The organism is Enterococcus italicus (assembly GCF_023743875.1).
Taxonomy (GTDB): domain Bacteria; phylum Bacillota; class Bacilli; order Lactobacillales; family Enterococcaceae; genus Enterococcus_G; species Enterococcus_G italicus.
This window is the reverse complement of the sequence record NZ_JAMRVB010000001.1, coordinates 2,189,875-2,214,638: the sequence shown is the minus strand read 5'-3', so window position 1 is coordinate 2,214,638 and position 24,764 is coordinate 2,189,875. Positions and strand designations below refer to the sequence as shown.

General features: G+C 37.6%; 23 protein-coding genes and 1 tRNA gene. 7 read left to right on the top strand and 17 right to left on the bottom strand.

Translation table 11 applies throughout. From position 1 onward, the window contains the following. Positions 1-475: 475 nt before the first annotated feature. The 8 genes from NE257_RS10905 to dnaE form a co-directional block, all read right to left on the bottom strand. Positions 476-1,993, bottom strand: a complete 1,518-nt coding sequence (locus NE257_RS10905) for an ATP-binding protein (protein WP_251886430.1) — start codon at positions 1,991-1,993, stop codon at positions 476-478. Next, positions 1,990-2,676, bottom strand: a complete 687-nt coding sequence (locus NE257_RS10900; protein ID WP_007207023.1) for a response regulator transcription factor — start codon at positions 2,674-2,676, stop codon at positions 1,990-1,992. The genes NE257_RS10905 and NE257_RS10900 overlap by 4 nt, the downstream gene beginning before the upstream one ends. A 134-nt stretch (positions 2,677-2,810) precedes the next feature. Beyond that, the gene (gndA, locus tag NE257_RS10895; protein WP_251852406.1) at positions 2,811-4,229 is read right to left on the bottom strand and encodes an NADP-dependent phosphogluconate dehydrogenase; all 1,419 of its coding nucleotides are present in this window, start codon (positions 4,227-4,229) and stop codon (positions 2,811-2,813) included. Between the two features lie 160 nt (positions 4,230-4,389). Next, a complete protein-coding gene (rpmF, locus tag NE257_RS10890; protein WP_007207025.1) occupies positions 4,390-4,569 on the bottom strand; it encodes a 50S ribosomal protein L32 in 180 nt (59 codons plus the stop codon). Positions 4,570-4,624: 55 nt separating this feature from the next. After that, complete coding sequence (locus NE257_RS10885) at positions 4,625-5,179, bottom strand: YceD family protein (RefSeq protein WP_007207026.1); 555 nt, start codon at positions 5,177-5,179, stop codon at positions 4,625-4,627. A 170-nt stretch (positions 5,180-5,349) separates the two neighbouring features. Further along, entirely contained in the window at positions 5,350-7,116 is a 1,767-nt protein-coding gene (pyk, locus tag NE257_RS10880; protein ID WP_251886429.1) for a pyruvate kinase, read from the bottom strand. Positions 7,117-7,173: 57 nt separating this feature from the next. After that, on the bottom strand, positions 7,174-8,136 hold the full coding sequence (gene pfkA, locus NE257_RS10875) for a 6-phosphofructokinase (RefSeq protein ID WP_007207028.1): 963 nt from the start codon (positions 8,134-8,136) through the stop codon (positions 7,174-7,176). Between the two features lie 143 nt (positions 8,137-8,279). Further along, entirely contained in the window at positions 8,280-11,585 is a 3,306-nt protein-coding gene (gene dnaE, locus NE257_RS10870) for a DNA polymerase III subunit alpha (protein ID WP_251886428.1), read from the bottom strand. A gap of 109 nt (positions 11,586-11,694) precedes the next feature. On the opposite strand from dnaE, the gene NE257_RS10865 reads away from it, so the two are divergent. Next, positions 11,695-11,883 carry a YjzD family protein gene (locus tag NE257_RS10865; RefSeq protein WP_040367052.1) on the top strand — a complete coding sequence of 63 codons (189 nt, stop codon included), beginning with the start codon at positions 11,695-11,697 and terminating at the stop codon, positions 11,881-11,883. A 50-nt stretch (positions 11,884-11,933) separates the two neighbouring features. Here the strand turns inward: NE257_RS10865 and NE257_RS10860 are convergent, their stop codons facing one another. Together NE257_RS10860 and NE257_RS10855 are read right to left on the bottom strand one after the other, a co-directional pair. Next, positions 11,934-13,130: a multidrug efflux MFS transporter gene (locus tag NE257_RS10860; protein WP_251852403.1), complete on the bottom strand. Its 1,197-nt coding sequence runs from the start codon at positions 13,128-13,130 to the stop codon at positions 11,934-11,936. A gap of 209 nt (positions 13,131-13,339) precedes the next feature. Then, a complete protein-coding gene (locus NE257_RS10855) occupies positions 13,340-14,776 on the bottom strand; it encodes an NCS2 family permease (RefSeq protein WP_007207032.1) in 1,437 nt (478 codons plus the stop codon). 255 nt (positions 14,777-15,031) lie between these two features. Here NE257_RS10855 and NE257_RS10850 point away from each other — a divergent pair, with 255 nt between their 5' ends. Beyond that, positions 15,032-15,835 carry a Cof-type HAD-IIB family hydrolase gene (locus tag NE257_RS10850; RefSeq protein WP_007207033.1) on the top strand — a complete coding sequence of 268 codons (804 nt, stop codon included), beginning with the start codon at positions 15,032-15,034 and terminating at the stop codon, positions 15,833-15,835. A gap of 27 nt (positions 15,836-15,862) precedes the next feature. Here NE257_RS10850 and NE257_RS10845 read toward each other — a convergent pair whose 3' ends face one another. The 5 genes from NE257_RS10845 to NE257_RS10825 form a co-directional block, all read right to left on the bottom strand. Continuing rightward, the gene (locus NE257_RS10845) at positions 15,863-16,372 is read right to left on the bottom strand and encodes a P-loop NTPase family protein (RefSeq protein ID WP_251852401.1); all 510 of its coding nucleotides are present in this window, start codon (positions 16,370-16,372) and stop codon (positions 15,863-15,865) included. A gap of 1 nt (position 16,373) precedes the next feature. Then, on the bottom strand, positions 16,374-17,207 hold the full coding sequence (locus NE257_RS10840; protein WP_007207035.1) for a glycosyltransferase family 8 protein: 834 nt from the start codon (positions 17,205-17,207) through the stop codon (positions 16,374-16,376). Positions 17,208-17,322: 115 nt separating this feature from the next. After that, positions 17,323-17,511 (bottom strand): hypothetical protein, encoded by a 189-nt coding sequence (locus NE257_RS10835; protein WP_071859061.1) that lies wholly within the window; start codon positions 17,509-17,511, stop codon positions 17,323-17,325. 118 nt (positions 17,512-17,629) lie between these two features. Further along, a tRNA-Ser gene (locus NE257_RS10830) sits at positions 17,630-17,716 on the bottom strand. 98 nt (positions 17,717-17,814) lie between these two features. Further along, complete coding sequence (locus NE257_RS10825) at positions 17,815-18,366, bottom strand: TetR/AcrR family transcriptional regulator (protein WP_251852400.1); 552 nt, start codon at positions 18,364-18,366, stop codon at positions 17,815-17,817. 175 nt (positions 18,367-18,541) lie between these two features. Here NE257_RS10825 and NE257_RS10820 point away from each other — a divergent pair, with 175 nt between their 5' ends. The 5 genes from NE257_RS10820 (at position 18,542) to NE257_RS10800 (ending at position 22,633) form a co-directional block, all read left to right on the top strand. After that, on the top strand, positions 18,542-19,300 hold the full coding sequence (locus tag NE257_RS10820; protein WP_251852399.1) for a threonine/serine exporter family protein: 759 nt from the start codon (positions 18,542-18,544) through the stop codon (positions 19,298-19,300). Next, complete coding sequence (locus NE257_RS10815; protein WP_007207039.1) at positions 19,300-19,746, top strand: threonine/serine exporter family protein; 447 nt, start codon at positions 19,300-19,302, stop codon at positions 19,744-19,746. Before NE257_RS10820 ends, NE257_RS10815 begins: the two co-directional genes overlap by 1 nt. A 124-nt stretch (positions 19,747-19,870) precedes the next feature. Beyond that, a complete protein-coding gene (locus NE257_RS10810; RefSeq protein ID WP_251886427.1) occupies positions 19,871-20,467 on the top strand; it encodes a TVP38/TMEM64 family protein in 597 nt (198 codons plus the stop codon). A 107-nt stretch (positions 20,468-20,574) separates the two neighbouring features. Further along, complete coding sequence (locus NE257_RS10805) at positions 20,575-22,362, top strand: glycerophosphodiester phosphodiesterase (RefSeq protein WP_251886426.1); 1,788 nt, start codon at positions 20,575-20,577, stop codon at positions 22,360-22,362. A 121-nt stretch (positions 22,363-22,483) separates the two neighbouring features. Further along, positions 22,484-22,633 (top strand): hypothetical protein, encoded by a 150-nt coding sequence (locus NE257_RS10800; RefSeq protein WP_007207042.1) that lies wholly within the window; start codon positions 22,484-22,486, stop codon positions 22,631-22,633. A 135-nt stretch (positions 22,634-22,768) separates the two neighbouring features. Here the strand turns inward: NE257_RS10800 and NE257_RS10795 are convergent, their stop codons facing one another. Together NE257_RS10795 and NE257_RS10790 are read right to left on the bottom strand one after the other, a co-directional pair. Then, entirely contained in the window at positions 22,769-23,047 is a 279-nt protein-coding gene (locus NE257_RS10795) for a hypothetical protein (protein WP_007207043.1), read from the bottom strand. Between the two features lie 284 nt (positions 23,048-23,331). Beyond that, a complete protein-coding gene (locus NE257_RS10790) occupies positions 23,332-24,678 on the bottom strand; it encodes a glucose-6-phosphate isomerase (RefSeq protein ID WP_251852396.1) in 1,347 nt (448 codons plus the stop codon). Between the last annotated feature and the right edge of the window lie 86 nt (positions 24,679-24,764).

Sequence of the window (24,764 nt, the reverse complement as noted above, 5' to 3'; positions counted from 1 at the left end):
AACACCTTACACAATTGGTTCGTTTACTTACTTTGTTCAGTTTTCAAAGGTCTACTTAGCTGCCGTAGCAACTTTTACATTTTAACATCTCGTTATCTTTTTGTCAACAACTTTTTCCAAAAAGTTTTTTTAATTTAAAAACATTTGTTACTCGTTGACGACTTATTTATAATAACAAAACCACCTCAGGAAGTCAACCTATTTTTTTGTTTTTTTTTAAAGAAGTAGGCTAGTTATTCATCTTAATTCAACTATTAGTCCCTGACGACAAGTAATAATATAACAAGAATGTTTTAGAAAAGCAAGGCTAATTTGATATTTTTTTAAATTAAATTCCATAAAAAAAGATGGAATTTATTACTAAAAAGAATATCCGAACAACTCCAAAGAAATAGTGAGATTTACACTATTTACCACTTTAAATACTAAAAAAATAATCATGGTCTTCGTTAATCGTTCGGATATAAATATTTATTTAATTATGTTCGCTATCAATAATGGGTAAATAAATCCGAAAGATAGTTCCTTGACCAAGAATACTCTCTACAGAAATCTTTCCTTTGTAGTTTTCAATAAGCTTTTTGGAAATCGATAAACCTAGTCCATTGCCACCTTTATCGCGTGCACGGGCCTTGTCAACTCTATAGAATCGATTAAAGATTCGATTTTTATCTTCTTCTTTAATTCCTTCCCCAAAATCTTGAATGGCGATTTCCAGTGTTCTTTTATTAGAGGATACTGTCAAATGAACTTCTTTTCGGGTGGTTGAATATTTCACTGCATTATCCATAATAATAATTAAAATTTGCTCAAAATGATTACGATAAATTTTGACCGTCTTTTCGATAGCTAAATCATCATCTAATGTAAATTGGAATTCAGGATAGAGCATTCTAAAATTGTTAAATACTTGATGCACAACTTCTTTGGCTTTTGACGTTTCATTTGCGTAATGGACATCCACTTGTTCGGCGCGCGATAGATCGAGCATCTCTTGAACCAATACTTTCATACGGCTAATTTCTTGCATACTTGCAGCTAACGATTCATCCAATATCTCAGGATCATCTTTTCCCCATCGATCAAGTAAACGTAAATGTCCTTCTATTACAGCAACCGGAGTACGCAGTTCGTGCGAGACATCTTCTACAAATTGCTCTTGTTGTTCAATATAAGAACGCATGCGTCCCAACATCTCATTAAAAATCTCTGCAACGTCTTCTAATTCATCGTGAGTCTCTAGTTTAGGCATATAAATATCTGACTGTGGATTTTTTCTGATTTGTTCCATGATATCTCGTAACATCTTTAAGGGTTTCAAAAAATACAGTGATAAGAAATACCCCAAAACACTACTTAATACCAATGAAATAATTTCCAGCAATATAAGCAATCGTAATAAGCGTTGGCGAATATCCGCCAATCCGGATAGCTCATAAAAGGTCTGGACATAACCAATAGTCTCTTTTGTTTCTTTTGAAACAACAGCTTGAACGAAAATAAATCCAGAAGTGCCATTCACTGTCACGATTGCCGGCTCGGACTGCGACGTCCCTACCAATGCCATATCTTCTTTTGTTGTTTTGAATACTAAGTCTTTTTGGAGATTATAGATATACATATTCATCTCTGGTTGACCAAGGTCAGATATAAAAGGATCAATATCCATCAAAATCCCTTCAATCGTCGACGTACGATCATAAATGCTATTCTCGCCATTGCTACTATTCGTAAGTGTTCGATAACTTTCCACCAAATTCAGCTCACGGTTTGAATTTGCTAATCTTGAAACTGCCTCTTTTGTTGTTTGAAAGGCATTCTTGCGCTCTTTTTCAACAAACAGACTAACAGAAGACTTATAAGTAATGACTGCAAAAATTGTAAATACAACAAAAATGAACAAAGAACTTGCAAGGGCCCACTTAATTGTTAAAGATAGCCCTCTAAGTCCTTCTTTTTGATTCTTTTTCTTTTTTTTGGTTAAAAATTTCATGAACGCATCACGTAACCTGTGCCTCTAACTGTTTGGATATAACTTTCCTCACCAGGCACATCGATTTTGTTACGTAAATAACGAATATACACATCTACAACGTTCGTCTCAACTTCAGTCTCATAACCCCATACTTTATTGAGCAATACATCTCGAGCTAATACAACGTTGACGCTTTCCATCAAGGTCAATAGCAATTCGTATTCTCGCTTAGTTAATTCGATGACTTCGCTACCTCGACGAACAATACGATTTTCTTTTTCAATCGTTAAATCGCGGTAAGTAATGGTAGTTTGCTTCGAAATATTTTTGTCACTCTCGATATCAATGCGTCGAAGCAATGCTCGTAAGCGTGCGAGTAATTCTTCAATTGCAAATGGTTTTACAATATAATCATCGGCACCATGGTCTAAACCAGATACTCGATCAATAACAGAATCTCTTGCTGTCATCATAATGATTGGTGTGTTTTTTACTTGTCGAATACGACGGCATACTTCTAATCCGTTTAATTCTGGTAACATCAAGTCAAGTAAAATTGCATCCCATTCATTATTCAAGGCAGCATCTAATCCCGTTCGTCCATTATAATGTACGTCGGTGGTATACCCTTCATGTTTTAACTCTAATTCAACAAAACGAGCGAGATTTTTCTCGTCTTCTATAATTAATACCCTACTCATTTATTTACTTGTCCCTTTCTATTTGAAAACACTTTTTATCCATACAACAATCCGATTTTAACATGAACTTAACAATAAAAAAAGAGAATCACTGCAAATCATTTTGACCTGCAGCATCTCTTTTCAAGTAGTTCTTATTGTTCGTCGTACCAAGAATAGTGGAAAATTCCCTCACGGTCTGTACGCTCATACGTATGAGCACCAAAATAATCTCGTTGTGCTTGAATTAAATTAGCAGGCAAACGATCTGAACGGTATGAATCGAAGTACGCAATTGCTGATGAGAATGTCGGTACAGGCACACCCGCTTGAACAGCAATAGATACTACGTCACGAACTGCTTGGTGATATTTTTTCGTAATATCGTTAAAGTAGTCATCAACTAACAAGTTTTCGATATCTGCATTCGTTTCATACGCATCAGTAATTTTTTGCAAGAAACGAGCACGAATGATACAACCAGCACGCCAAATCTTAGCAATCTCTCCAAATGGCAAATCCCACTCATATTCTTTAGAAGCTTTTCTTAGTTGAGCAAATCCTTGTGCATAGCTCATAATTTTGCTGAAGTATAAAGCTTCACGGATTTTTTCAATTAATTCCGCTTTGTCTCCTGTGTAGCTGTACTCTGGTTTTGCTAAAATAGCACTTGCAGCAACTCTTTCTTCTTTGTAAGCAGAAATATAACGAGCAAAGACTGATTCAGTAATCAACGGTAATGGCACACCTAAATCAAGCGCACTTTGGCTTGTCCATTTACCCGTTCCTTTATTGCCGGCAGCATCTAAAATGACATCAACGATTGGTTTACCAGTTCCTAAGTCATCTTTTCTTGTTAAAATATCTGCCGTGATTTCAATTAGGAAACTGTCCAATTCCCCTTTGTTCCACTCTTTAAAAATATCTGCCATCTCTTCAACAGATAGTCCTAAAATATTTTTCATCAAGTCATACGACTCAGCAATCAGCTGCATATCACCATATTCGATCCCATTATGCACCATTTTTACATAGTGTCCTGCACCATTCGGGCCAATATAGGTAACACAAGGTTCACCGTCTTCAGACTTAGCAGAGATTTGTTCCAAAATTGGAGCTACAAGTTCGTAAGCTTCTTTTTGTCCACCCGGCATGATTGAAGGTCCTTTTAACGCGCCCTCTTCACCACCAGATACGCCTGTTCCGATAAAATTAATTCCTGAGTCAGCCAAGGCTTCACTACGGCGAATCGTATCTTTAAAGAATGTATTCCCACCATCGATGAGAACATCTCCTTTATCTAGATGAGGTAGCAATGATTGAATTGTAGCATCAGTCCCTTTGCCCGCTTGTACCATCAGAACAATACGTCGAGGTTTTTCAATTGAATCGACAAATTCTTCCACGCTATAAGTTGCTTTTAAATTTTTATCTGGGTGTTCTTCGACAACGGCCTCTGTTTTAGAAACGGTACGATTGTATAATGCAACGGAATACCCGCGGCTTTCAATATTTAGTGCTAAGTTTTTTCCCATTACAGCCATTCCAACAACGCCAATTTGCTGTTTTGTCATGCATACTCCTCCTAATACGATTTTCTTCGTTGATACTCTAGTATATTATATCGTAAATAAGAGCTTTATGAAACTCTTCTTTCTCAATTTCATTTTTTCAGAAAAAAAAACCAAGGCTCCATGGTTAGCCTTGGTTTTTATATTCATTTCTAAAAATGAATTATGCTTCTTTTGAAGTTACATCTTTTCCATCGTAATGTCCGCAATTTGCACATACGTGATGGCTTTTTTTCATTTCACCACAGTTTGAACATTCATTTAAACCATTGATTGTTAACTTGTAGTGTGTACGGCGTTTCGCTTTTTTTGCTTTTGAAGTCTTTCTAGCTGGTACTGCCATGTCTTACACCTCCTTAATTTGTCAAACAACTATAGAGTTGCAATTTATTCCAATCTTACTTATCCTCATCAGAATAGAAATCTGATAATTTAGCAAGACGAGGATCAATTTTTTGTTGTTGCTCCTCTTGAACCATTGATTCATACTCATCCTCAGATAAAACCTTCCAGCCTTCTCCAGATGGTAAATCTTTTCCATTCCGCTCCTCTTCCGTTAAGACTTGTAGAGGAGTAGCTAAGACAATGTTATCAACGATGGATTCACTTAAATCAATCGTTTGAGCGTCAAGAAGAAAAACTTCTTGCTCTTGAACCTTATCTTTGTTTTCACGAAATTGTTCAGGAGTCATAAATAATTCATCTATTTGGATAACTATTGGCACATCTACTGGTTCTAATGACCGTGTAGAGGGTAAGGTCAATACCGTCTCTGCCTGATAGAATAGCAAATAGGAATCCGCTTCGACTGTCAGTGTACCTTTCACTTGTACAGGCGTCGCATCCAGGATCATCGATTCTTTTTGTCTCAATCGATCCGTCACGTCAAGTGATGTATCGAAGGACAGTGAATCATTTTTGTATTTTGATAATTCTAACAATGACCATTTCATTATTTATCACCTCTTAAGCAACAAAGATTATTATACGGAGCATAAATATGTTTGTCAATGTATTTTTCTTGACACCCATAAAATAAACCCCTAAATAAGGATTTATCCAACAATTATTGAATCAACATTGCTGTACCAATTCCTTATAAAGGGGCCTTGACTAGCTAAAATTAGATAGCTGTTGTTTCGCCACGATAAACAATACCACGACGAGAATCTACAGTAATCAATTCACCGTCTTTGATTGTATTGGTTGCGCCTTTTGCACCTACAATCACTGGTAGATCTTTTGCAATACCAACTACAGCAGCGTGCGAAGTCAATCCGCCATCTTCTACTACTAATGCTGCAGCTTTATCAATTGCTGGCATGTATTCTTTATCAGTAGTTGGTACAACTAATACCATACCGTCTTGTGCTTTCGCAATCGCATCTTCAGCATTTTTCGCTACGACAGCATTAGCAACAACTGCACGTTCACCAACACCTTGAGCTTCAATTAATTTTGAACCGATTAATTGAACTTTCATTACGTTAGTTGTTCCTCTTTCCCCTACTGGAACACCTGCAGTAATGATGATCAAATCGCCTTCTTTAGCAAAGCCTAATTCAACTGCTTTTTTCGTAGCTAATTCAAACATTTCATCGGTTGTTTTTGGTTTTTCAGTAACTGTTGGATAAACACCCCAGTTTAACATCAAACCACGTTTTGTTCTTTCGTCAAACGTTACAGCCAAGATATCTGCATCTGGACGGTATTTAGAAATCATTTTTGCAGTATGACCTGATTCAGTCGCAGCAACGATACACTTAACATTTAAGTTTTTCGCTGCACGGGCAACTGATAAACCAATTGTTTCTGTTACATCAGTTTTGTCGAATTGGTTGATTTGGAAAGTTCCTAAGTTATTTAGGGCTTTTTCAGCTTCAATATCAATACGAGCCATTGTAGAAACTGCTTCTACTGGGTATTCACCATTTGCAGATTCACCAGAAAGCATTGTCGCGTCTGTACCATCAAAGACAGCATTGGCAACGTCAGAAGCTTCAGCACGTGTTGGACGTGGGTTGTGTTGCATTGATTCTAACATTTGAGTTGCAGTGATAACTGCTTTACCTGCTGCATTACATTTTTTGATGATATTTTTTTGAACCATTGGTACAAATTCAGCTGGGATTTCAACACCCATGTCTCCACGAGCAACCATGATACCATCTGAAACTTTTAAGATTTCATCAATATTGTCAATACCTTCTTGTGATTCGATTTTAGAGAAGATTTGAACGTGAGTCATATTCTTTTCTTCTAAAATTTCACGAATATCAAGAACGTCTTGTGCTTTACGAACAAAACTTGCAGCGATAAAGTCAATGTCATTGTCACAACCAAAACGGATATCTTCAGCATCTTTTTCAGTAATACCTGGTAGGCTAATTGAAACACCTGGTGCATTCACACCTTTACGTGATCCAAGAAGACCCGCATTTTTTACAACAGTCACTAACTCTTTATTTACATCATCTTTTTCAGTAATTTGCATGTCGATTAAACCATCATCGAATAAAACATGACCACCGACGATTACATCATCATATAAACCTGGGTAAGTAACGGCAATTTTTTCTTTGGTTCCTTCTAAAGAAGCGTCCATTGAAATACGTACAACATCGCCGATTTCAAATGCTAATTTTCCACTTTCAGTTGCTTGAACAGTGGTACGAATTTCTGCCCCTTTAGTATCCAATAAAATGGCAACGTCTTTACCAACATTTTTCACTGCTTCACGTACTAGAGTCATGCGTGCTAATTGCTCTTCATGATCGCCATGAGAGAAATTGAAACGGAACACATTGGCACCTGATTCGATTAATTGAGTGATGATGTCAAGTGTGTTACTTGCTGGTCCTAAGGTACTAACAATTTTTGTTTTTTTCATGGAAAAATATGCTCCTCTTCATTTATTAAAATGGCTTTTATGCCGTTTTTGCTAAGATTAGAATGATAATTCTTTATTCAAATGGTACAGTGAAAGATCTGGCTTGTGCTTATTATTTTCTAGTGTATCAATAATATCAGCAGCCACTACTTTGTTATCTTCAATCCCGATACACAAACCGCCTTTGCCTTCTTTCAGCAAGTCAACAGCGTATCCGCCAAACTTACTAGCTAGCACACGGTCACGCGCACTTGGCGATCCACCACGAACGATATGTCCTAAAATTGACACACGAGTGTGGAAATCACCGTATTGTGACAACAATTCAGCAAACTCATTTCCACCCATAACACCTTCTGCTAACACGATCAGGCAATGTTTTTTCCCTCTATCTCGACCAGCTTGAATGCGTTTAGCCACTTCTTTAATATCAAAGTCGTGTTCTGGAATGATGATTTCATCTGCTCCACCTGCTACACCAGACCAAAGCGCAATATCACCGGCATTTCGGCCCATCACTTCGATAACAAACGTACGTACATGCGAAGTAGCAGTATCGCGAATACGGTCAATTGCATCCAAAACGGTATTAATTGCTGTGTCAAAACCAACTGTAAAATCTGTACCTGGAATATCATTATCAATCGTTCCCGGAATTCCGACAGCCGGATAGCCACGTTTTGTTAATGCCATCGCCCCATGATAAGAGCCATCGCCACCAATAACAACTAAACCTTCAATGCCAAATTTTTTCAGTTGTTCGATACCTTTTAATTGACCTTCTTCTGTTGCAAACTCTGGATAACGTGCAGAGTATAAAAATGTTCCTCCACGTTGAACTTTGTCACCAACATCCGCGACATCCAATCTACGAATATCACCAGCAACTAAGCCCGCATACCCATAATTAATCCCATAAACTTCCATACCTTCGTAAATTGCTTTACGAGTCACTGCGCGAATCGCCGCATTCATACCAGGTGCATCGCCACCACTTGTTAAAATCCCAATGCGTTTCATTTACACATTCACCTCATTATTTATTTTTGTCTACTTAAAACACAGTAATTTTGTGTTATCCACAACTGATATTTTACCATTTTTATTAGGTGTTGTCTTGAAATAACGTGAAAATTTTAACGTTTTACAAGGAAATGTAAACATTATTTGAAAATTACATTTTCTTTTCCCAACAATTTCTCTAGTAGTCCCGCTACTTTGCTATTGTTTTTGATCTTCAAATCAGCTGGCAATCTTTTCTGTTTTTTTTCAGATTCATAGTATAAAATAACAAAACACTCACCTGAATACTCTTTAATAATATCAGACAATTGATTTAAAATACTAATTTCTTCGTGATGCTTGTCTATTTTCAAATAACAAGTCAAGTCACTTGTATCCTTTCTGATACTCGCAGCTAATTGTAGTTTTTGAGCGAGGAGTTGAACCTCACCATTGTACCGACTAGTTTCGACTTTCCCCTCAATAAGATAGACATGTTCAAGAAGTAGATCGCGCTGGACTCTGCGATATAGCTCAGGAAACAGAGTAACACTCCGCTCCGCACCCAGATCCATAATATCTAAAAAGGCCATTTTTTCACCTTTTTTTGTACGAATTTCTCGAATATTTTTTAAGTACCCTAATAAAAGAACTGTCGTCCCAGGAACGAGATCGCTAAGTTGCGTTGTCTGCCATTTTCTCCTTAGATCATCATATTCTTGGATAGGATGACCCGAGACATAGACTCCTAATAAATTTTCCTCAAAGGTCAATTTTTCAGGCAAGGTGAAATCGACTACTTCCGTCGTTTTTAGCGGCATTAACGCCAACATATCCATACTTCCACCACTAAACGCTAGATTTTGCCTTTTCCCTTCTAGTTCTTGGAGCAACTGTTTACGATTGGGCTCAATCGTGTCAAATGCTCCCACTTCTACCAATGGCTCAAGTATTTCTTTTTTTATATATTTTGGGTTCAGCTGATTAAGTCTTAAGAGAAAATGATCCATCGATTTGAATGGTCCGCGCTCTTTTCTTTCTCGAATCACTGCTTGAGTAAAATCCTTACGCAGCCCTTTGATGCTAGCAAGACCAAAGCGAATCCCTTCACTCGACTCAATTGAAAAACCACTATAGCTTGCATTAATTGACGGTGCTAAAAATACAACACCTTGACGCTTCGCTTCGCTAATATATTCTCTCATTTTAGAAGCGTTCCCTTGAACCGATTGCAGCAAAGCTCGATAGAACGGTAGTGGATAGTGAGTCTTTAAGTACGCCATTTGATAAGCAATTTCCGAATAGGCGAAAGCGTGAGATCGGTTAAAACCGTAATCCGCAAAACGCTCGATGTATTGATATGTCGCCTCGGCTATTTTTCGATCGTAACCTTTCGTTTGCGCACCTTGATAAAATTTTTCACGCTGCTCATCTAATACTGCACGCTTCTTCTTGCTGATTGCTCTTCTGAGTATGTCTGCCTCACCTAACGAGAATCCACCCATCATAGAAGCAACTTGCATGACTTGTTCCTGATAGACCATGATGCCATACGTACTTCTTAAAATTGGAGTCAACGATTGATCGAGATAGGTACTTTTCTCGAGTCCATTTTTGCGCTTAACATATGCGTCAATCATTTTCATCGGACCTGGTCGATACAAGGCATTCACCGCAGCCAGCTCCTCTAAATTTGCTGGACGTACGTCACGTAGTACCTTGCGTATACCCGCAGACTCAAACTGAAACACACCAACTGTCTCGCCACGTTGAAACAACTCATACGTCTGCTTGTCATTTTTAGGAATCATCGCCTGTGTAAAGCATTGCTTCATTTGATAATAGATTCCTTTTAGCGTGTCATCAATGATAGATAAATTACGCAAACCAAGAAAATCCATTTTTAATAACCCAACTGTCTCCACATCATTCATAGCAAACTGCGTCAAATATAATTCACCAGATCCAGCTTGTAAGGGAACTAGCTTTCTTAGATTGGTATCGCTAATTACGACACCCGCCGCGTGGGTAGAGACATGGCGAGGCAGGCCCTCTAATTGACTGGCAATCTGAAAAAGCAGCCTATTTTTTTCATTCATTTCAACCAATTCTCTTAAAGATTTTGATGTCTGATAGGCTTCTTTTAATGTGATCTTTAGTTGATTAGGGATTGCTTTAGACCAACGATTCATCTCACTTTGGGATAGTCCAAATGTTCGGGCAACGTCACGCAAGACCATTTTTGCCGCCATTGTACCAAATGTTGCAATTTGAGCCACGTAGTCAGCTCCATATTTTTCTTTTACATAATGAAGAATAACGTCCCGCCGATTGTCCGGAATGTCTAAATCAATATCCGGCATGGTATACCGCTCTGGATTTAAGAAACGCTCAAACAATAAGTCTGCATCGATCGGGTCAATCTCAGTGATAGACAATAAATATGAAACCAATGAACCCGCTGCTGAGCCCCGTCCCGCCCCTGTCACGATATTTTGTTCATGAGCAAAATTCATAATATCCCAGACAATTAAAAAGTAGTCATCAAATCCCATTTGATGGATAATACGTAATTCATAATCAAGCCGTCGCTGATAGGTACTCGTATGCGCTATTTGACGAGACGCTAGGCCTTGCTTGCACAAATACGCTAAGTAGTCCTTGGCCGACTCTCCGTTTGGTACGGGATATTTAGGCAATAATACTTGATGCAATGGTAACTCAAGCTGACATAATACTACTAATTTAGCCAATTCTTCAAGAGCTTCTGGGCATTTTTGAAACGCTTGGTCCATTTCTTCTGCAGGACGTAACACACCAATATCTTTTTCATTTACCGCACTTGAACGCCAATCAAAGGTCGAGCCGTCTTTAATGTGCGCGACTACCTCAATCGCCGCATTTTCTGATTTATCCATGGCTACCGTCTCTTGACAGGCAATCGGACGCATCCCAAGATCTTTCATTTTCTTTTGATAAGAATAAAAATCTTCTTCACCTAGATTAGTAGGCGTAACACAAAAGAATACATCCGTTACATTCATACTAAGCCAAGAATGCTTATTCTCCAAAAGTGCGGAAAATGCGGTTGTTTGAGCTGTCTCTTTTGGTATCAAGATGGCAACATCCGTCATGCGTTGCTCCTCTTGCATGATAGGCGACTCCCCTAGCATCTTTTTGGTAGACAACTCCATTAGTTGTTGATACCCAGCAAAGGACTTAGCAACAAAATAAAACGGGTACGACGTTTCATCTGCAAATGAAATATCCAAAAGCAAGCCTATAATTGGTTTTATTTTCGCTTTTTGGCATAATTGATAAAATTCAATCGTACCATGTAAAGTATTATGATCCATTAGTCCTAACGCCTCATAATGATACTCATGTGCTTTTTGCACGTATTGCGGCAATCTAATCGTACTTTCAAGTAACGAATAGGCCGATTTGGTAGCTAAAGGAATATACATTTTGCACCTCCGTCGTTCATTTATCTCAATCCAAATGGTTGCCCTTCTTTACAAGCAAAAAAAATGTGTTACACTAAAGACAAAATCGATCACGAAAGAAGGAATAGACGTGCGCTATTTTGTGACATTTTTTTGGACAATTATTTTAGGACAAGTCGTTGGGTACTTAGGTAGCTCTTTAATGAGTGCTACTTTCCACTTCCAAACGAGTTTCGTTCTATCTATTATTGTAGCTACTGTCATTGTCGTCTTCAGCGAAGTTGGAACGGCTGGTCAAACAGACACGCAAGCGAAATAATAGGATAACAAAAACCAGTTACGTTAATTGTAACTGGTTTTTTTATTTTTTCAAAGGCTATAGTCGACACCTTTTCTGAAATTTAGTAAAGACAGACAGATATTCACAGCGACAAAGATGCTAGTCACCCAAAAGACTGACCTGTATCCCATATGATAGGCAACTGTTGAACCAATCATTGGCCCAATGACTTGGCCAAAGTTATTAAACATTTGATTGTAGCTATACATACGACTGACCCCTTCGACCGGAGTGATTTTGCTAATCAAGGTATTAATCGAAGGCATCAATGCACCGGTTGAAAAACCTAGTAGAAACCGCAAAACACCTAACTGAAATGGATTTTGGACAAAACCCATCGGAATAAAACACATCAACGAAAAGACAAGCCCCCCCAATAATACTTTATGATTCCCAATTCGATCTCCCAAACGCCCTAAAATCGGTGAAGAAATCATTGCAGATACACCCACTACTGAGACAATAATTCCACTTGAAAGCAACACGTTTTTTCCACCACCACTTAATTCACGAATATACAACGTTAAGATAGGGCTAATACTCGTTACGCCAAGTTGCAAAATAAGTGAAGTTACAAAAAGACCGAAAATAATTTGTACATTTTTCATTTGTTTAAAGATATCTACCATCGGAACCATGTGTTGTTTTTTGACTGGTATAAAGTCCTCCTGCACCATATAAATTGTTAATAAGACTGTAATGAACAACACAACTCCTGTAATCATAAACACACTTCTCATACCAAATAATTCTGCTAATAATCCACCTAACGAAGGACCAATCAAATTTCCAGCGATGGCTCCGGTAGCCAAAGTCCCTAGTGCCCAGCCACTCTTTTCTTTAGGTGCTTGCGAAGCAATGAGTGCGGTCGCATTTGGTATGTATCCGGATAGTATACCGGTCATAAATCTCATAATAAGTAACCAATAAACATTTGGTACAAATGCCAATGAACCCATTGTCAGCGTCATTCCCGCTGAGGCACGAATCATCATTAATCGCCGACCTTTTTGATCAGCCAGATTCCCCCAAAGTGGTGCAACAATTGCTGCAGCGAGAGCAGTAATGGATAGTGCCATCCCCGCAAAAAACTCGACTTGACTTTTCGGTGCGCCCAGCTCCTCGATATACAGTGGCAAGAACGGCATCACCAAACTAAAACTTGCACCGGTAAAAAAACACCCAATCCAAGAAATATATAAATTTCGTTTCCAGTCAACTCTCATAGACAAACCTTCTTTCCCATCCACTATAGACTATTTTAAGTAAAATAGAAATATAAAAAACTGAATAAATGCCTATAATTCAAAGAAATTCAGCCGACTTGACATACTTAAAACACTAAATTAGAAAGCTTCTTCAACAAAAAACTCTCACTTATTGAAATGACTCAATAAGTGAGAGTGATAGGAAATCCGAAATCCAGTAAGCCTTCTTACAATATAGCTAAAATCAAGAAGTTCAAGATAAATAATGCATCAACAATCCATAAGATAATAGATACTTCTTTGGCTTTCCCTTTCGCTACTTTGACAATTGCGTAGAAAATAAATCCAGCTGCGATACCGTATGAGATGCTATAGCATAGACCCATGAACACTGAGGCAAAAAATGCTGGCAGTGCTTCTTCTAAATCAACCCAATTAATATCTTTGAATGAAGCCATCATCATGACCCCTACTAAAATCAAAGCAGGCGCAGTCGCTTGACTTGGAACGACTGAAATCAAGGGAGAAAAGAAACTACTAATAGCAAACAATCCTGCAACAACGACCGATGTCAAACCAGTCCGTCCACCGGCACCAATCCCAGCAGCTGACTCCACATATGTCGTGGTGTTAGATGTTCCAAAGACGGCACCGATAGAAGTCGCAATAGCATCAGCAAATAACGCTTTGTCCATTTTTGTATTGAAGCCTTTGCTATCTTCCAAGGCATCTTCATCCTCTTTTGAAAAGATGCCTGTACGGCGGCCAGTACCAATAAAAGTACCAATCGTATCAAATGTATCGGAAAGACTAAAAGCAATAATGGTCATCAACACTTGCGGGATTTTTGATGCATTGCTAAACAATGACTGCATCCCTTGCTCCCCAAAAGCTGCACCAAATGTTGTCCCTAAATCTTTAAATGAACTAGACAAAGAATTGGCGTGCCAATCAATTGCACTCAAATCTACGACACCCATAAAAATACCAATAACTGTTGTCCCTAAGATCCCAATAATTACTGCTCCGCGAATATTTAATACAACTAAGACAGCCATCAATGCTAAACCAATAATTGCCAAAAGAACGGGAGCATTGTTAAAATTCGCCAAAGCTGGAACTACGCCACCATTCATCGAGACATTTGTCGCTGCACCATCTTTGACTACTGAACTAGTAATCGTTGCCGAGTCAGCACTAAAGTTTAATAGATTGGCATTTTTAAGTCCGACATAGGCAATAAAGATCCCAATCCCACCACTAATTGCGTGTTGCAAACTTTCTGGTATTGAATAGATAATTAATTTTCGAATTTTTGTTACTGTAATAAAGATATTAATTAATCCACAAATGAAAACCATCGCTAATGCTTCTTGCCACTTATACCCTAGACCAAGCACGACAGTAAATGTAAAGAACGCATTCAACCCCATACCTGGTGCCTGAGCATAAGGAACGTTCGCGAATAACCCCATAACTAACGTACCAATAATTGCTGAAATAATTGTCGCTAAGAACACCGCTTGAAAAGGCATCCCTGTTGCTGAAAGGATGTTTGGGTTAACAAACAAAATGTAGCTCATCGCAAAGAACGTTGTCAAACCAGCCATTACCTCAGTTGATACCGTTGTGTTGTTTTCCTTTAATTTGAAAAACTTTTCCATTTTTTTCACTCCTATTTTATTAAATTAAAAACACAAACAAACATTGCCGAAAAATCAAAAATCATTCGTTATTACCTTCTACATTTAGTGATTATAAATAAGCTACCAATCATTTACAAGTATTTATTTACAAAAAAAATAAAACAGTTTTTATTGTTCGTGTTTAACAACTTTACTGTTTTCTCCATAATTTGTTATTTTTGTGAATTATGTTACACTGAATTGGCGTCGGTTTGACGAGAAAGGGGAACGAACATGACAAAAAAACTAATCGCCATTGATTTAGATGGCACAACCTTAAATGCTCACTCTCTTATAACCAAACGAACTGAAGCTGTTTTGCAAAAAGCGATTGCTGCAGGTAATGTCGTAAGTATCGCAACAGGTCGTCCTTATCGCATGAGCGCTCAATTTTATCAACAGCTGAACTTGACTTCTCCGATGGTTAATTTTAATGGTGCCCTAGTCCATTTACCAAATAAAGAATGGGCATATGAAAAAGAACTTTCCATTAAAAAAGAAATCGCATTTTCTATACTGGAACAAAAACAAGTGTTGAACTTAGATTTCATCGCTGCAGAAAACCGTGAATCATTTTATGTCGATCGTATCGATGGTATTGAACCGCAATTTTTTGCAACCGATCGTATCTTATCCGCAAATCTTATGAAAAATCTCTCAAACGATCCAACATCGCTACTCTTAAAAACAACGCATGAGTACGCAGCGACAACTTCTGCCCGCTTGATGAGCGAATTCAAAGATGATATTGATGTACGTACGTGGGGTGGGCCAAATGCCATTTTAGAAGTCGTACCAAAGGGTGTACAAAAAGCCATGGGTGTCGATATTATCGCCAGATCATTGGGCATCGCACAAAAGGACGTCATCGCATTTGGTGATGAGCATAATGATGTAGAACTTTTGGATTATGCCGGTTGGGGTGTCGCAATGAAAAACGGTACCGACCAACTAAAATCCTATGCCAACGATATAACTGAAAGAACAAATGATGAAGATGGATTAGCTGACTATTTAGAAAGCTATCTAGCTCTATAAAAAAACCGTGAACGATAATTTGATCGTTCACGGTTTTTGTTGTTGATAGACTTTATCCAATTCTTTTTGATTTCGAATGATGACTACTTTATCTGCGTACTGCTCACTGATTTTTTGAAAGCTGGCTTGTTTTTCTTTGGAACGACCATAATAGAGAATCCATAGTAAAAAATCCCCATCTAGCCTTTCTGGACAGTTTGCAGCCATGTCTGGTCGATTTTTACGAAAGTAAATCATCGTTCGCTTTAGCACGCGCATAAGGCAACGCCATCTCGAAAATAAAAGTAGGTAAATTTTGTCCGCATCAGCAAGTCGCTGATCGTGGGAAAATCTCCGATAATTGCCATCAATCACCCAATTTTTTTGAGTTAGGAACTGCTCGACGATTTCTTTTGACGCCGCACCTTCTCTCTCCTGCCAATTGTCGACAAAATTTACTTGATCTAAATGCAAAAGTGGTAACTCTTCCTTTTTGGCAAAAAAGCTAGCTAATGTCGATTTCCCACTGCCGCTATACCCCATCACAGCTATTTTCATGCTACTCCTCCACTATTTCTCTTGATTGTTTGGCAAAATATTTATAGAGACTTGAAAATCTTCCTGTATAGCTCTCGTTCCATGGTTTTTCTTTGCCACAAAAATGTAAAAAAACGGTGTGATCAAGTACCCAGTCCATCGTCCACTCCCCTTTGCTTAAGAACTCATAGGTCGTTTTCTTTCGGACATCGTAATTGTACACTTCATCTGGTAATGAAAGAATCCGTTCGCCATATAAGGCATTTAACACATCTTGATCTGGCAACAATAAATTGTATGTATTTTCATTAATAAACTGATAAATTGCCGTTCGTTTCACTTCTTGTCTAAGTAAAGGCAAATTCATCAGCAAGACTCCTGAATTAAAGTATCCTTCTGACTCATATGTTTTCAGACGTACTTTGTTAATCACATTCGTCAGATTGGTTAGCTTGGAATGGCTACACGCTGCATATAATTGATCGTTCATATCCATTTCGAACAATGATTGCCACTCATTAATACAAAGAATGTCCGCATCAAGATACAAAACGCGATCTAAGTCTTGCGGTAGATATTCTTGTGCCAACAAGCGATAATAAATCGTCTCTGGATAGCGCTCGGAAACGGGCGCACCTTGAAACTCATTGTTTGCCATCGCAATAGGATGACAAGTAAGCTTAAGATTTTGACAATAGCTGATTAATGCATCCAATCCACTTAACGAATCTTTCATCATGATATACACATGAATTTTAGACTCAGGTTTACTTGTTTTTCTTAATGAAAGCAAAGTCGTTTTTAGCTGATCAATATACGAACCATCGATACAAAATAAGAGATTGTATTCATTCATGCAAGGCATCCCCTTTTTTACTCATTGTCTTTATTATACATAAAATCTAAGGCTAGTAAAAAAGAAAAAAGCTTTTGTTCAATCCTGAGAATTGAACAAAAGCAAAATAAATCTATTAATTAAAAAATCCTTTTACTTTGTTTAGTAACCCTTCGACACCACTATTACTTTCAAGGGCTGCTTTGGCTTTATCGTAGTAGCCTCCTAAAGAATCTTTGTGTTCTTCTAGAAATAATTTTGCTTTTTCCACATTTCCTTCGTTGGCTAGTTCTTTAACTTTCTCAATAATTTCTTCTTTTTTCATCGCTTATCGCTCCTTTTTTTAAACGATAGCATATGAAAAATTCAACTGTCTACCTTTTCGCTTAGATCTACCCAAGAAAAATAGCGAACAATTAGTTCGCCAGAAAACATTACTGTAAAGGAGAGTACGGGATTTGAACCCGTGCACCACTTAACGCGGCTCGCTGGATTTCGAGTCCAGTGCATTACCACTCTGCCAACTCTCCATGAGTAACATTTTGTTCTTTTTAACGATAAAAGTCAAGGCTTTTTCATAGAGCACAGTCGAAGATCAATCGTTTATGAACCTTTGCCTGTTTCTATTTTATTCAGAAAGACGTAGCACATTTAAAAATTGATTCAATAGTTTTTGTTGTGCGTCATCTGTAAGCTCGATTAAGCCAGAGTTTGTCAATAAAGTTATCCCCGTCGCGACTGACCACAAGTAATCATGGTGGCGCTTGGCCTGATCAGCAGGGAAAGATTCTTTGTTTGTCTCTTCCTGACTATCACTGCCATTGCAATATGCCAAAGATTGCTGATAGACAAGTTCCCCTAAGCCACTATCATCAAAAAATAGAGCTTTGAATAATTGGGGATTTTTTTGTCCAAAAGCGATGTACCCATTCAAATCAGCTACTAGTTCTTGTTCATTTTGAACAACAGGAGAAGGATCGACGCCAATTTCTTGTCGCAAAGAATCCATTAATGTCAGCTTCAATTCTTTCATGCTTTTAAAATGCATGTATATGGGTTGAGTTGATCCTCCCATTTTCTTCGCAATATTCCGAGCGGTAAAGTGTTCGAACCCACTCTCAATAACCAATTCACGTGCTGCTTTTATTATTTGTTCTTTTGTGTAGACTTTGTGACGCATACTATCCCTCCTGTCTGCATAATCAAACGAACTTTCTTACTTCTATTTTAAAAGATACTTTAAAAAAAGCAATTGTTATTTGTAAACTGATAATAATAAAAAACTATCTTGTAGTAAATCCTGACAAAGGTTACACTAAAGTAACCTGAATCGAATACAATAAGGAGAGGATTTCATGTCGGATACGCGCGTGTTATTAATGGAGACCTGTCTCTTAGCTGGACGAATTATGATGGAGAATGGTTCTGAAGTTTATCGTGTGGAAGATACGATGAATCGGATAGCCAGAAATGGTGGTGAACCCGAAAGTGTCAGTTACGTTACAGCAACTGGTATATTTATGAGTTTTCGGAACAAACAATTCACCCAAATCGAAAGTGTCGGTGATCGCTTAATCAATCTTGAAAAAGTTGTCGCAGTTAATCGCCTTTCTCGTGAGTTTGCCGAAAACAAAATTGATCTATATACATTAAATCAATCACTAAAAGAAGCCAATCGTTACACCCCTTCTTTTCCATTTTATTTGCAATTAATCGGAGCTGGCCTAGTAAGTAGCACCCTAATGTATGTATTTGGTGGGACTTGGAGTGAGTTTGTGCCGACTTTTTTTGTGGGTACATTTGGCTTCTATATTAGTATCTTCATAAAAAAACAAATAGAACTTCGCTTTTTTGATATGTTTTTTTCCGCATTTCTTATCGGTGTTATTGCTATTTTGTTAAGTTTTTTCCTTCACGGACTGAATGCCGATCATATTATCATTGGTGCCGTGATGCCACTTGTCCCTGGCGTAGCGATCACCAATTCTTTTCGTGACATTCTTGCTGGCCATATCATAAGTGGGCAAGCGAGAGGTACTGAAGCAATTATAGTTGCATCAGCCATCGCAGTCGGGATTGCGGTTGCGTTGACTTTATTTGGAGGATTGCTTTAATGGAATGGATTATTCAGGCACTTTTGAGTTATTTTAGTACGATTGGCTTTGGCATTATAGCCAATATTCCTAGAAGAGCGCTGCATGCTTCTGGTATTGCAGGGATGATTAGTTGGTTGATTTTTCTCATCTTGCGTGCCCATTCGTTTGGAATCGGCTCTGCAAATTTTTTTGCAGCCTTCTTTATAGGACTGGCAAGTATCTTTTTTTCAAGGAGAAAAAAAATGCCGATGATTATTTTTATCGTACCTAGTCTGGTACCGCTCGTACCAGGAGCACCTGCTTACCAAGCAGTAAGAGAGTTTGTGTTAGGTAATCCTGCTGACGGCTTCCAAAGTATGTTGACAGTCATTATTACTGCTGGAGCTATCGCAGCAGCCTTTATGATGACTAATTTAGTCGAACAACTTGTAATTAAATGGCACTTTAGGAAAAAAGTGCGATAAGTAACTTTTTATTTTTTAATAAGACCTTACAAAATCGTTCGGCAAATACTAGTTGCTATACTGGCATTTTTTTAATTTTCTGTTTATGATAAAGAAAACAATGAATTGGACGGAGATGAAGAGCATGAATGTTGCCGTTTCACGACGTATTATGAATATTATCTCGCTAGTAGGGATCGGCTTTTCAGTAGCCTTGACCATCTATTTCTATAATCTTGGTGTCTTTAAAGATATGCAATCTCTTAGAGGACTCGTGGGTACGTCGACTGTCGCCGGGCCAATCATCTTTATTCTCATACAGATTTTGCAAGTAGTCATCCCTATTATTCCTGGTGGGATATCTACTGCGGCAGGAGTATTAATATTTGGTCCTTATGCTGGTTTCCTCTACAATTATATCGGTATTACAGTAGGCTCACTGATTATCTTCTTGCTTGCTCGTCGCTATGGTAAACCATTTATTTTAAGTTTGATTAGTGATCACACCTACACAAAGTATTCAGGTTGGTTAGCAAATGAAAAAAGATTTGAAAGACTTTTTGCTTTGGCAATCTTTTTACCAGTTGCGCCAGATGATGCTCTTTGTTTAATGGCTGGTTTAACGACGATATCATTTAAGCGATATGCGCTTATTATTTTCTTAGCTAAGCCCTTCTCGATTTATTTGTATAGTCTAGCATTAATTCATGGCGGTACTTTTCTTTCAAGTCTGCTTGTTTAAATTACACCATTGACATACCTATCTAGTGACCACGTCTTTCCAAAAGAAGCTTCTTTGATGGATGTCGTTGTCACTGGCTAGGTATTTTTATTTTGGAGGAATGTTTTATGTCAAAACTCAAATATCATTTTTTATGGACCATCCGGTTTTTAAAACATAGTCCAAGTTATATTCGTGACGTATTATTAGCTCATTTCTTTATTCTAATCGTCGCAATACCTGGACTAACATTTTTAACCAAATTTTTATTGTCTCGGGTAGATGTACATTACTTTAGCCTTGCTACTTTTCCACATACCTTGGCTAAGCAACCCTTTCTTTTTATAGCCTTTATTTGTTTGTTTCTGACATTTTTGCTCATTTTATTTTTTGAATTCTCTTTTTTACTATACAGCATGTACTTCATTACAAATCATCGTCCTGTGTCCATAAAACAGCTTGTAGTATTGTCTTCAAAACAAATCCGATTTCTAAACCCGGCCGTATTAGTTTTCTTTTTGTTCTACGTCATCTTGCTTTCACCTTTTAGCTTTTTGGTTTATCGCTCTGACTTATTGGCCAAAGTTCAACTGCCTGCCTTTATCTTAGATTATATTTTTACGAATCGTTGGCTATTTGTTATCAGTTTTTGTTTGCTTTATCTCTTACTTTTGTATTTAGGGTACCGCTTCTTTTTTGTTTTACCTGAGCTGATCTTAAATAAACTAACTGTCCGTGATGCTATCAGAGAAAGTTTTACATTAACCAAGCATGCGTTTTTACTGATGCTAAGTAGCTTTGGTTTGCTTTTTTTCTTGATCAGTGTCGTCAATACCCTAATTTTGTCGATTATTTCTTTTTTTCAGTTTTATTTAGACTATGCATGGCCACATTTTGCTTTGTATGCGGCTGTCTTTTTTATGCTTTGTTTACAAATCACTTTATTTTTTTCGTTCATTTTAACCACATTTAGTAGCTTTTTCTATATGGTTGAGATTATGAAAAGAAATCATCGTTTACCGAACCTGATCCAAGTAGCACCAATTTCGACTAGTCTGCCCGCTATTTCAAAGCATTTGCTTTCACTCATCAGCATTCTGACAAGCATTGTAGCATTGAGTTATAATTACACGTATTTGACTACTTTTTCATTGAGCAATCCAGTCACCATCTCACATCGCGGAGTCTCGGATGTCCAAGGAATTCAAAATACAATTCCTAGTTTAATTAAGACTTCTACATCGTATCATCCAGACTACGTTGAAATTGATATACAGGAAACCAGTGATCATCAGTTTATCGTCTATCATGATTTCACTTATAATCACCTAGCAAATAGCCGACTGGTTCCTGAAAAAAGTACATTAGCGACCGCCGAAAAAATGGTCTTACATGAAAATGGTCAGACGGGGAAAATTGCGACATTTGATAACTATTTAAAAGCAGCGCAATCTCTGAATCAAAAATTATTAATCGAAATAAAAACGCAACAAGATAACCCTAAAGCAATGGTCAAACGCTTTTTAGAAAAATACGAATCCATTATTGAAGAGGACCATCACCAAGTGCAATCCTTAAATTATAATGTCGTCGAGCAAATAAAAACACAAGCACCTACTATCAAAACAGGTTATATTACTCCCTTTAATCTAGTGAGTCCTCCTGAGACAAAAGCAGATATCATTGTGATGGAAATGACATCTTTGACTGCTAAATATGTCCAACTCGTCCATAACAGTGGAAAAGAACTCTACGCCTGGACGCCCAATGATAAGAGTACCATCGAACGAATGATGCTCTACGGCGTCGATGGGGTGATTACTGATCGAATGGACTATTTAAACCAAGCAAAGAACGCAATCCGAACTGTTTCTTATGCTGATAAATTAGCATTTTTTGTCCTTGGATTTGGCTAACTTTGTGAATGATTAAGATTTTTTATACTCGAAAGACGGTTTTTTTGAAAAAAAAATGAGTTAGTGGTAGATTATAGATGGTGTTAAAAGCACCATCTATAAAAAGAAGGAGGAATGACAAATGACATTTACCAAAACAAATATGACGTATCGAATTGCATTCGATTCTGTCAAAAATGCTTTCTTAGCTATTGATGCCAAAGATGAAACTCACTTTGCATATGGCGTAACGATTGAAGATGCGATTAAGAACTTAAAATCTGACAAATAAGAGAGGTTCGATTGACAATGACTTGTGGACAGTCTGACGAAAGCAAACGATAAAGACCGTTTTTAGACTAGTGCTAAAAATGGCCTTTTTTTGTTACAAAAAAGCACACCATGAAGAATGCACTTTAAATTTTCATTAATATATCCTTCCTTCTACGTAACCATATCCTAAAAAGTCTTCACTTGGTTTTTTTACTACTTCGCATTCCTTAAAAGATCCCAAAATCGTATAATAGGCATTCCTTCCGTTTGTCAAATCATCATCATAATCAATTAGATCCGGAAATGCGATTACAGTCGGAATATGATCTTTCAACGATTCAATCAACTCTTGCATTTTTTCGTGACTAGAACAAACCAATTTTTGGTCGAACCATTCAAAACTTTCATTTCCTACTCTTATTTTAAAGCCCATTTACCTCACTCGCTTCTTTTGTTTAGACATTGCAGACTAGCAATCTCTGCCTTCACTATATGTTGCCAAAAAAAAGAACTATTTTTAAGTATATCACAACAACTTCTCATCTGATTTAGATCAGATTAAAGCATCGATGTGTTCTTTCAAACATACAATGTGCTATTTTTGTGCAGTTTCTTACTTGACTGTACAAAAAAACCGCCAAAATTGACGGTTCTTTGTCATGCTTCAATTTCAATTATTTGATTGCATGCGTTGCTATAGCATCCGAAAACATCGAATTATAAGCGTGCATTCAATTCTTTTGATAATTCTTCATAGCCTGGTTTGCCTAGTAGGGCAAACATGTTCTTTTTGTACGCTTCTACCCCTGGTTGATCAAATGGATTGACGCCATTCAAGTATCCTGACACACCCACTGCTACTTCAAAGAAATACATCAAGTAACCCAACGTATAGGCATCCATCGTAGGGATTTTCACTAAAAGGTTTGGTACGCCACCATCTGTATGAGCTAAAAGAACGCCCTCAAATGCTTTGGTATTAACAAAGTCCACTTCTTTTCCTTGTAAATACCCTAGACCATCTAAATCAGCATCTTGTGTCGGAATTGTGACTGATTTACGTGGGTTTTCCACTTTAACGACTGTTTCAAAAATGTTGCGGTTTCCTTCTTGAATGAATTGGCCAAGCGAATGCAAATCTGTCGAGAAATTCGCACTAGATGGATAGATTCCTTTTTGATCTTTTCCTTCTGATTCGCCGTATAATTGTTTCCACCATTCAGAGAAGTATTGCATACCTGGTTCATAATTAATCAATAATTCTGTCACTTTGCCTTTACGGTAAAGAATGTTGCGTAATGCAGCATATTGGTAGGCTTCATTTTCTTCTAATTTATCACTTGAGTAGGCATCGCTAGCATCAGCCGCTCCTTGCATCAACGCATCAATATCCGCTCCGCTTGCTGCAATCGGTAATAAACCAACAGCTGTCAAGACTGAGAAGCGTCCACCAACATCATCAGGAATCACAAATGTTTCCCAACCTTCTGCATCTGCTTCAACTTTCACTGCACCACGAGCTTTATCAGTAGTGGCATAGATGCGTTTGTTTGCTTCTTCTTTACCATACTTTTCAATCAAGCGTTCTTTAAAGACACGGAATGCGATTGCTGGTTCTGTCGTTGTACCTGATTTTGAAATCACATTAACTGAAAAGTCACGATCACCAATGACTTCAATTAAATCTGCTAAATAGGTCGATGAAATCGAGTTACCTGCAAAGAAAATTTGCGGATAGTTTCTTTCAGCTTTTGGTAATACATTGAAGAATGAATGATGCAAAAATTCAATCGCTGCACGAGCACCCAAGTAAGAACCCCCGATACCGATAACGACAAGAACATCTGAATCTTTTTGGATCTTTTGAGCTGCTTTTTTAATGCGTGCAAATTCTTCTTTGTCATAGTCTTTTGGTAAAGTCAACCATCCACGAAAATCATTACCAGGTCCTGTTCCTTCACGTAACATTTTGTCAGCTGCTGAAACCATTCCTTGCATGTACCCTAATTCATGTTCATTAATAAATGGTGCAACGTTTGAATAATCAAATGAGATATGGGTCATTTCTTTTCCTCCTATGAGATAAATTAACTACACCTTAACTTTACTTTTTTTTTGGTGAAATGGCAAGCAAAGATTGATATAGAGCC

Bases quoted from the DNA above. Each gene is read 5' to 3' on its own strand.
- NE257_RS10905 (WP_251886430.1), bottom strand. From the start codon at position 1,993: ATGAAATTTTTAACCAAAAAAAAGAAAAAGAATCAAAAAGAAGGACTT.
- NE257_RS10900 (WP_007207023.1), bottom strand. From the start codon at position 2,676: ATGAGTAGGGTATTAATTATAGAAGACGAGAAAAATCTCGCTCGTTTT.
- gndA (WP_251852406.1), bottom strand. From the start codon at position 4,229: ATGACAAAACAGCAAATTGGCGTTGTTGGAATGGCTGTAATGGGAAAA.
- rpmF (WP_007207025.1), bottom strand. From the start codon at position 4,569: ATGGCAGTACCAGCTAGAAAGACTTCAAAAGCAAAAAAAGCGAAACGC.
- NE257_RS10885 (WP_007207026.1), bottom strand. From the start codon at position 5,179: ATGAAATGGTCATTGTTAGAATTATCAAAATACAAAAATGATTCACTG.
- pyk (WP_251886429.1), bottom strand. From the start codon at position 7,116: ATGAAAAAAACAAAAATTGTTAGTACCTTAGGACCAGCAAGTAACACA.
- pfkA (WP_007207028.1), bottom strand. From the start codon at position 8,136: ATGAAACGCATTGGGATTTTAACAAGTGGTGGCGATGCACCTGGTATG.
- dnaE (WP_251886428.1), bottom strand. From the start codon at position 11,585: ATGTATATTCCTTTAGCTACCAAATCGGCCTATTCGTTACTTGAAAGT.
- NE257_RS10860 (WP_251852403.1), bottom strand. From the start codon at position 13,130: ATGAGAGTTGACTGGAAACGAAATTTATATATTTCTTGGATTGGGTGT.
- NE257_RS10855 (WP_007207032.1), bottom strand. From the start codon at position 14,776: ATGGAAAAGTTTTTCAAATTAAAGGAAAACAACACAACGGTATCAACT.
- NE257_RS10850 (WP_007207033.1), top strand. From the start codon at position 15,032: ATGACAAAAAAACTAATCGCCATTGATTTAGATGGCACAACCTTAAAT.
- NE257_RS10845 (WP_251852401.1), bottom strand. From the start codon at position 16,372: ATGAAAATAGCTGTGATGGGGTATAGCGGCAGTGGGAAATCGACATTA.
- NE257_RS10840 (WP_007207035.1), bottom strand. From the start codon at position 17,207: ATGAATGAATACAATCTCTTATTTTGTATCGATGGTTCGTATATTGAT.
- NE257_RS10835 (WP_071859061.1), bottom strand. From the start codon at position 17,511: ATGAAAAAAGAAGAAATTATTGAGAAAGTTAAAGAACTAGCCAACGAA.
- NE257_RS10825 (WP_251852400.1), bottom strand. From the start codon at position 18,366: ATGCGTCACAAAGTCTACACAAAAGAACAAATAATAAAAGCAGCACGT.
- NE257_RS10820 (WP_251852399.1), top strand. From the start codon at position 18,542: ATGTCGGATACGCGCGTGTTATTAATGGAGACCTGTCTCTTAGCTGGA.
- NE257_RS10815 (WP_007207039.1), top strand. From the start codon at position 19,300: ATGGAATGGATTATTCAGGCACTTTTGAGTTATTTTAGTACGATTGGC.
- NE257_RS10810 (WP_251886427.1), top strand. From the start codon at position 19,871: ATGAATGTTGCCGTTTCACGACGTATTATGAATATTATCTCGCTAGTA.
- NE257_RS10805 (WP_251886426.1), top strand. From the start codon at position 20,575: ATGTCAAAACTCAAATATCATTTTTTATGGACCATCCGGTTTTTAAAA.
- NE257_RS10800 (WP_007207042.1), top strand. From the start codon at position 22,484: ATGACATTTACCAAAACAAATATGACGTATCGAATTGCATTCGATTCT.
- NE257_RS10795 (WP_007207043.1), bottom strand. From the start codon at position 23,047: ATGGGCTTTAAAATAAGAGTAGGAAATGAAAGTTTTGAATGGTTCGAC.
- NE257_RS10790 (WP_251852396.1), bottom strand. From the start codon at position 24,678: ATGACCCATATCTCATTTGATTATTCAAACGTTGCACCATTTATTAAT.